2 protein-coding genes are annotated in these 1,122 nt (G+C 61.3%); one reads left to right on the top strand and one right to left on the bottom strand.

All coding sequences use genetic code 11. The annotated features are described in order from the left end of the window. Positions 1 to 263, bottom strand: a 263-nt coding sequence (locus tag EN914_RS36165) for a TadE/TadG family type IV pilus assembly protein (protein ID WP_206527331.1), incomplete at its 3' end; no start/stop codon positions are given. Between the two features lie 230 nt (positions 264 to 493). On the opposite strand from EN914_RS36165, the gene EN914_RS36160 reads away from it, so the two are divergent. Further along, positions 494 to 1,122, top strand: a 629-nt coding sequence (locus EN914_RS36160; protein ID WP_164779203.1) for a TIGR01459 family HAD-type hydrolase, incomplete at its 3' end; no start/stop codon positions are given.

The following is a 1,122-nucleotide window of genomic DNA, read 5'->3' as shown; positions in this document are numbered from 1 at the left end:
GGATTGATCTTGTTGAGGTTGGCATTGAAGAAGTCGAGCGCATAGGCCCGCAACTGGTCGTCGGTGGCACCCTCCGTCAGCCGGCGCGCCGTGGCGAAGTTTGCGGCATCGAGCGCGTTCGAAACCGCCTGTTTTTCGCGGCTCATCTCGGTGAAGTCGACGGCCATTGCCAGGGTGCCCATCAGCGGAACCATCGCGACGACCGTCATAAGAGCATAGTTGCCGCGCTGGTCGCGGCAGAACTGACGCCAAAGTCCATGCATGTCTTGGAGCGGCCCCCGCCGGCGGATTCTCGATCGACGCCAGCTTTCCACAAAACGCTGAAGGCCGGGTTTGGCAAATCGCTCTATTGCCGGGTCAGCACTTCACCAACCGCTAACCAATCGTGCCTGGCGAAAGCTGGTGACAGGCCGGAATGGTTCGGCTAATCCGAACCGGCTGCGGCGAACCGTCTGTCGTGGCGGTCGCAACGATCATGACTGAAGGAAACGGCATGGCGGATTCGCCTGAAATCATCGGCTCGCTCGAAGACGTGTCGAAGGCCTATTCGGCAATCCTGTGCGACGTCTGGGGGGTGGTCCATAATGGCGAAACGCATTTCCCTGTGGCAGCCTCCGCATTGGCAAGGGCTCGAGAGGCGAAAATCCCCGTCGTCCTGATCACCAATTCGCCGCGCAGAAGTGCCGATGTCGTAGCGCAGATGAACGCGATCGGTGTTCCACCGTCAGCCTACGACCGGGTGGTTACCTCAGGCGACGTGACCCGGGATCTGATCGCCGAAGGGCCGCGCAAGATTTTCCACATCGGCGCCGACCGCGACTTCACCCTCTATGAAGGTCTCGACGTCGAGCTTGTCGAGGAGTTCGAGGCATCCGGCGTCGTCTGCACCGGCCTGTTCGACGACGAGGTCGAGAAGCCCGAGGATTACGCGGAGCTCCTGCGGCGGCTGCGCGCCAGGAACCTGCCTTTCATCTGCGCAAATCCCGACATCGTGGTCGAACGTGGCGAACGCATCATCTGGTGTGCCGGCGCGCTGGCGCGTGACTATGCCCAGCTCGGCGGCCGCACATTGATCGCTGGAAAACCTTACGCGCCGATCTACAATCTCGCGATGAAGGAGGT

It is taken from the genome of Mesorhizobium sp. M7A.F.Ca.CA.001.08.2.1, from assembly GCF_003998455.1.
Lineage (GTDB): Bacteria > Pseudomonadota > Alphaproteobacteria > Rhizobiales > Rhizobiaceae > Mesorhizobium > Mesorhizobium ciceri.
Note: the sequence above shows the minus strand (reverse complement) of the source record. Positions and strands in the feature narration are given on the sequence as shown.